Annotated in this window: 6 protein-coding genes and 4 tRNA genes; 9 read left to right on the forward strand and 1 reads right to left on the reverse strand. The window is 52.9% G+C overall.

Annotated features, from left to right (window positions below; all coding sequences use genetic code 11):
• Positions 1-47 precede the first annotated feature (47 nt).
• Positions 48-123: transfer RNA gene (locus WBL83_RS11980), tRNA-Asn, on the reverse strand.
• 190 nt (positions 124-313) lie between these two features.
• Here WBL83_RS11980 and WBL83_RS11985 point away from each other — a divergent pair.
• From WBL83_RS11985 to WBL83_RS12025, 9 genes are all read left to right on the forward strand, one after another.
• Positions 314-679 carry a copper resistance protein gene (locus WBL83_RS11985; protein ID WP_424589377.1) on the forward strand — a complete coding sequence of 122 codons (366 nt, stop codon included), beginning with the start codon at positions 314-316 and terminating at the stop codon, positions 677-679.
• Positions 680-726: 47 nt separating this feature from the next.
• Positions 727-2,610, forward strand: coding sequence for a protein-disulfide reductase DsbD family protein (locus WBL83_RS11990; protein ID WP_424589378.1), 1,884 nt, complete (start codon positions 727-729; stop codon positions 2,608-2,610).
• On the forward strand, positions 2,610-3,221 hold the full coding sequence (locus WBL83_RS11995; RefSeq protein WP_424589379.1) for a DsbA family protein: 612 nt from the start codon (positions 2,610-2,612) through the stop codon (positions 3,219-3,221). Before WBL83_RS11990 ends, WBL83_RS11995 begins: the two co-directional genes overlap by 1 nt.
• The gene (locus WBL83_RS12000) at positions 3,211-3,714 is read left to right on the forward strand and encodes a protein disulfide oxidoreductase (protein WP_424589380.1); all 504 of its coding nucleotides are present in this window, start codon (positions 3,211-3,213) and stop codon (positions 3,712-3,714) included. The genes WBL83_RS11995 and WBL83_RS12000 overlap by 11 nt, the downstream gene beginning before the upstream one ends.
• A gap of 235 nt (positions 3,715-3,949) precedes the next feature.
• Complete coding sequence (gene nac / locus WBL83_RS12005; RefSeq protein WP_424589381.1) at positions 3,950-4,867, forward strand: nitrogen assimilation transcriptional regulator NAC; 918 nt, start codon at positions 3,950-3,952, stop codon at positions 4,865-4,867.
• A gap of 105 nt (positions 4,868-4,972) precedes the next feature.
• The gene (gene cbl, locus WBL83_RS12010) at positions 4,973-5,920 is read left to right on the forward strand and encodes an HTH-type transcriptional regulator Cbl (RefSeq protein ID WP_424589382.1); all 948 of its coding nucleotides are present in this window, start codon (positions 4,973-4,975) and stop codon (positions 5,918-5,920) included.
• Positions 5,921-6,141: 221 nt separating this feature from the next.
• Positions 6,142-6,217: transfer RNA gene (locus WBL83_RS12015), tRNA-Gly, on the forward strand.
• A gap of 49 nt (positions 6,218-6,266) precedes the next feature.
• Positions 6,267-6,340 (forward strand) — tRNA-Cys (locus WBL83_RS12020).
• Positions 6,341-6,352: 12 nt separating this feature from the next.
• Positions 6,353-6,439: transfer RNA gene (locus WBL83_RS12025), tRNA-Leu, on the forward strand.
• Positions 6,440-6,510 lie beyond the last annotated feature (71 nt).

Raw genomic sequence — 6,510 nt, forward strand, 5'->3', positions numbered from 1 at the left:
CAGAAAGCAAAAAGCCTGCTTAGTTTCCTAAGCAGGCTTCTTTAATTTGGCTCCTCTGACTGGACTCGAACCAGTGACATACGGATTAACAGTCCGCCGTTCTACCGACTGAACTACAGAGGAATCGGTTAACGGGGCGCATATTAGCGAGGCGTTTCAGGCTTGTCAAAGCCTCTCAACACGTCATTGGTTCGTTTGCTGATAAAACAAGCAAACCGCTGTATTTGACGCAGCAGACATATCTTTACAGCACTTTGGTTGCCAAACGGAGGTGACGGGCTAAGATATGCGGTTCAAATGGAGTGAAGCATTCATGTTTAAACAGCAGCAAATCGCAAAGTGGTTTTTGTTCCTGACGTGTCTGGTGGTGCTGGTGTGCACCGCGCAGCGCATGGCGGGGATGCACGCTTTGCAAATGAAAGCTGCCCAAAGCGTAATGCTGACCCAAAACAGTATTTCCGATGTTGATGAAGCCTCGTCGCTTACGCCATGTGAATTGAGCGCTAAATCGCTACTTGCCTCGCCGCCCGTGCTGTTTGAAGCTGCGCTGTTTATCTTCACCCTGCTCGTGACGCTGCTTGCGCCATTGCAGTCGGCAGCTTCCTCTCTTGTCCCCATTCGGGAATTTTCTTCCCCCACACTCAGAGTCCATCTGCGATTTTGCGTATTCCGTGAATGAGTTCGGCTGTTTAACACAGTTCGATAATTCATTTATGGAGAAACATTATGTTGAGTCTTTTCAGGCAGACATTGTTCTGTCTATTGCTGCTATGGCTGCCTGCCAGCTGGGCTGCACAATCTGGCTGGCTTCAGTCCGCCGACAATAATCATGCGAGCGTGCGTCTGCGTGCGGATATTTCCCCGCAAGGCGAAACTCAGGTTTTACTGGATATAAAACTTGAGGATGGCTGGAAAACCTACTGGCGTTCACCTGGTGATGGCGGCGTTGCGCCGGTGATTTCCTGGCATGAACCGGTAAAAAAAGCCCAATGGTTCTGGCCGGTTCCACAACGCTTCGATGTTGGGGGGATAACCACCCAGGGCTACCAGCATCAGGTCAGTATCCCGATAAAACTGGCAGAAAAGGACCCGACAAAAATCGCCGGTGTCCTGACGCTGTCGACGTGCAAAGATGTCTGCCTGCTCACCGACTTCCCGTTTGAAATCAAGCCCAGTCAAAGTGATGCGACGTTTGCCCATGATTTTGCGCAAGCAATGGGCAAGGTGCCGCTGCCAAATGGGCTGACGGATAATCTGAAAGCCGGATATCACCATGCGGCGTTAGTGGTACAAGCCACGCGTGCAGCGGGCTGGGAGAAACCTCAGCTGTATCTGGATATGCCGGAAGATGCCAGTTTCGGTAAACCCCAGACGCGTGTGGATGGCGAAACGCTGTGGGCTACTATCCCGGTGAGCGACGGTTGGGACGGTGCCGGACCGGATCTGCGTGGACGCCATTTGTCGCTGGTTATCGCCGATAACGGTGTCGCGCAGCAAAGCAGCGTCACGATTGATGATGCGCTAACGGTGCCGGATGCGGGCGATGATTTACCTCTCTGGCAGGTGTTGCTGTTTGCTCTGTTGGGCGGTTTTATCCTCAACCTGATGCCGTGTGTTTTGCCGGTGCTTGGCATGAAACTGGGCTCGGTGCTGCTGGTAGAAAAGCAGGATCAACGCCGGATCCGCCAGCAATTCCTCGCGTCGTTTATCGGGATTCTGGTGTCGTTTATGGCGCTGGCGCTGTTAATGACGGTGCTGCGCTTAACCCATCAGGCGGTGGGATGGGGCATCCAGTTCCAGAACGTCTGGTTTATCGGTTTTATGGTGTTAGTGATGTTGGTGTTTAGTGCCAACCTGTTTGGCCTGTTTGAGATTCGGCTGTCATCGAAAGTGACGACCAGACTCGCCACGCAGGGGGGAAGTGGCTTGAGCGGGCACTTCTGGCAGGGCGTGCTGGCGACGCTATTGGCGACACCTTGCAGTGCACCGTTTTTGGGAACTGCGGTTGCCATCGCGTTAGGGGCTTCATTGCCCACCTTATGGGGAATATTCTTCGCTCTGGGGGTGGGGATGAGTCTGCCGTGGCTATTGATAGCACTGCGTCCGTCGCTTGCGCTACGTCTGCCTAAACCCGGGCGCTGGATGCTGTGGCTGCGCCGGATACTGGCGGTGATGATGCTTGGGTCAGCATTGTGGCTGGCAACCCTGTTACCGGTGCATTTCAGCTCGGTCGCTAACACCGCACCGGATGAACATATCGCCTGGCAACCCCTTAGCGAGCAGGCGATTGCGGATGCCCTGGCACAAAATAAACGTTTGTTTATTGATGTCACGGCTGACTGGTGTATCACCTGCAAAATTAACAAGTTAAATGTCATTTCTCGTGATGATGTGCAGGCTGCTTTGCAGGCGTCTGATGTGGTCGCACTGCGCGGTGACTGGACGCTACCTTCAAAAGAAATCACTGAGTTTCTCAGGCAACGCGGCCAGGCGGGTGTGCCATTCAATCAAATCTACGGCCCTGGCTATCCCGACGGAAAACCGTTACCGACACTCTTAACCCGGGACGGGGTTCTGAACTCGCTCACTGCTGCAAAAGGAAATGAATAATGAAAATGCTGATGACACTTTTGCTGTTACTGGCGACCACTTTTAGTGCAACTGCCGCGACGCCATCCGAAGAAGATCAGATGCAGGAAATGATTTACCAGGCGTTGTTCCATGACCCGGCCAGCCCGCGGATGGGGGCTGCCAATGCCAGACTCACCATCATCTCTTTTACGGATTACAACTGCCCGTACTGTAAACAGTTCGACCCGATGCTGGAAAAAGTGGTGCAGAAATATCCCGATGTGGCGGTGGTGTTCAAACTGCTGCCTTTTCGCGGTGAAACCTCATCCCTGGCTTCACGCGTGGCGCTCACTACCTGGCGTGAACATCCACAGCAGTTTCTCGCTCTGCACCAAAGTCTGATGTCGAAAAAGGGCAACCATACGGCGGCGACCATTGATGCGGCGGCAACAAAAAGTGGCGCAACACACGTCGTGCCGGATGAACTGAGCCGTGAAACCCTGAACCTCAATCTGCAACTGGCGCGGGTGGTCGGTGTACAGGGCACACCGGCGACGCTGGTTGGCGATACGTTACTCGCGGGAGCTGTGCCCTGGGACTCCCTTGACGAGCTGATTCAAGAGAAAAGGAAACAGGCGAATGTTCAGTAAACTACGACGTTGGGGGCGAGAATCGCTGGTCATCGTGCTGATTGTGGTCACCATCGTGGTCCTGATGGACTGGTGGCGCGCGCCGAAAATGCCAGGCTCTTTTGACAGCACGCCGCTTTATACAGTGGATGGCCAGACGATTACCCTGAATGCGCTGAGTGAAGAACGCCCGCTGCTGCTCTATTTCTGGGCGAGTTGGTGTGGCGTATGTCGCTACACCACGCCATCTGTTGCGCGTCTGGTAGAAGAGAAGGCCAACGTGATGTCCATCGCTTTGCGTTCGGGCGAACCGCAAGAAGTGGCGCGTTGGCTGGCGCAGAAGAAGGTGATACTGCCGGTGGTTAATGACGCTTCGGGTGCGTTATCCCGCCACTGGCAGATTGGCGTGACACCTACGCTGGTGGTGCTTTATAAAGGAGAGGTCGTCTCATCGACTACCGGCTGGACCAGCTATTGGGGCATGAAGCTGCGCCTGTGGTGGGCGGGCGTCTAGCAGTTTATTCCATACTTATTGGCATGTGCGCACTATCATGGTGCGCACGTACCTCTAATGGGGCATAAGAGAACCACTGTTTCAATCCTGAATCCTGCCGCTTTAATCACTTTCGCTTATAATCCAGCCTGTTAGCGCATCTGGTCAGATGTTTCTCAAAAGTGGCAAGCATCTTGCAATTCCTAGGAAGACATCACTGCCGAGACTGGCGTTGGCATTCCGTGTAGGAGGCAAAATGAATTTAAGACGACTGAAGTACTTCGTAAAAATCGTCGATATTGGTAGCCTGACTCAGGCCGCAGAAGTGCTGCATATTGCGCAGCCAGCGCTGAGCCAGCAAGTTGCTACCCTTGAAGGTGAAATGGATCAACAGCTGTTAATTCGCACTAAACGCGGCGTAACGCCAACAGAAGCAGGAAAAATCCTCTATACCCATGCGCGAACCATTCTTCGCCAGTGCGAGCAGGCACAGCTGGCCGTTTGCAATGTGGGCCAAACATTAGGCGGACAGGTTTCTATCGGACTTGCGCCTGGCACGGCAGCGTCATCGATTACCATGCCTCTATTACAGGCAGTGCGTGCGGAGTTACCCGACGTGCTGGTCTATCTGCATGAGAACAGTAGTTCTGTCCTGAATGACAAGCTGTTAAGCGGCCAGCTTGACATGGCGGTCTTGTATGACCGTTCTCCGACGGCAGGCATCATTAGCCAACCGTTACTGAAAGAGGAGTTGTTTCTTGTCGGCACCCGCGACTGTCCAGGTCAGACAGTCGATCTCGCTGCGGTGGCCGAAATGAACCTATTCCTGCCGCGTGATTACAGTGCTGTTCGTAAACGTGTCGATGAAGCATTTTCGCTGCGTCGCCTGACGGCGAAAATCACCGGTGAGATTGATTCTATTTCGACGCTAACCGCAGCCATTGCGAGCGGTATGGGTGTCACCGTGTTGCCAGAATCAGCGGCGCGTTCGCTGGTGAGTTCAGCCAATGGCTGGATGGCGCGCATTACGAGCCCGTCACTGAATTTACCGCTCTCGGTCAATCTGTCCGCTCGGACTGCGTTGTCGCCACAAGCGCAGGCGGTAAAAGACATTTTAATGTCTTTGGTGGTTCGTCCGGTGCAGGAAAATCGCGAATTGCTGTTAGTCGGCTAATTTGGCTTATTGCTAAATCGTATAAGTTGCGGGTTTTTATTATTTGTTATCTCGGGGTAGCCACTTTAACAATAGTGTAAAGAACGGTCATGCCCCGGGGGCAATGTGAACTTCCAGCAACTTAAAATTATTCGTGAGGCGGCCCGGCGGGACTACAACCTGACTGAAGTCGCCAACATGCTTTTCACCTCTCAATCTGGCGTCAGTCGCCATATTCGTGAACTGGAAGAAGAACTCGGTATCGAGATCTTCATCCGCCGCGGAAAACGCTTATTAGGCATGACCGAACCCGGCAAAGCCTTGCTGGTGATTGCCGAACGTATCCTTAATGAAGCCAGTAATGTCCGACGCCTCGCCGATGTGTTCACCAATGACGCCAGTGGCGTGCTGACCATTGCGACGACCCATACCCAGGCCCGCTACAGCTTGCCGTCAGTAATTAAATCTTTCCGCGCGTTGTTTCCAGAAGTGCGGCTTGAATTAATTCAGGGGACGCCACAAGAGATAGAAACGTTGTTGCACAACGGTACGGCGGATATTGGTATCGCCAGTGAACGGTTAAGCACCGACCCGTTAGTGGTTGCCTATCCCTGGTTCCGTTGGTACCACACGTTACTGGTGCCACGCGGCCATCCTTTGATTCATGCTAATCCACTTACGCTCGACGATATCAGCCGCTGGCCGATTATTACCTATCGCCAGGGCATAACAGGGCGTGCGCGTATTGATGAGGCGTTTTCTCGCCGTGGGTTAACGCCGGATATTGTCCTGAGTGCGCAAGATTCTGACGTCGTCAAAACCTACGTTGAATTAGGGCTGGGGATTGGCCTGGTGGCGTTTCAGGCAAGTGGCGAGGAAGGAGGGGAGTTGGTCAGGCTCGATACGCGTCATCTGTTTGACGCCAACACAGTGTGGCTTGGGCTTAAGCGCGGGCAACTCCAGCGCAACTATGTATGGCGTTTTATCGAATTATGTAACCCGGAGCTCTCTGTCGCGGACATTAAGCGTTTGGCACTCGAGCCCGAAGAAACCGTGCTGGATTATCAAATTTGATTTTTTTACCCTGCGATGTGCTATTTTTTAGCCGCTTTGAGGGGTTAATTGCGTGAAGCGTGATCGGTACGGTGTAAATTTCAGCAAACGAAGCGTGGTGACGGAAAATTTCATTGACTCACCGCGTCAGGTAAGTAGAATGCAACGCATCGAACGGCAGCACAGCTTGCCAGAAGATAGTAAAATCAAATGATTAGCTTTAAGCTTCATTAAATGATTTTGCGGGAATAGCTCAGTTGGTAGAGCACGACCTTGCCAAGGTCGGGGTCGCGAGTTCGAGTCTCGTTTCCCGCTCCAAATTTATGTAACAGAAATTCTGTTACAGCCTGCAAAGGTGAAAGGTTTTGGCGCGTTAGCAAAGCGGTTATGTAGCGGATTGCAAATCCGTCTAGTCCGGTTCGACTCCGGAACGCGCCTCCACTTTCTTCCCGAGCCCGGGTGGTGAAATCGGTAGACACAAGGGATTTAAAATCCCTCGGCGTTCGCGCTGTGCGGGTTCAAGTCCCGCCCCGGGCACCATGGGAATAAAAGCTATAAAATCAATGATAAAGCAGTGTCGTGAAAACCACCTTCGGGTGGTTTTTTATTGC

This window comes from Buttiauxella sp. (assembly GCF_049686335.1).
Lineage (GTDB): Bacteria > Pseudomonadota > Gammaproteobacteria > Enterobacterales > Enterobacteriaceae > Buttiauxella.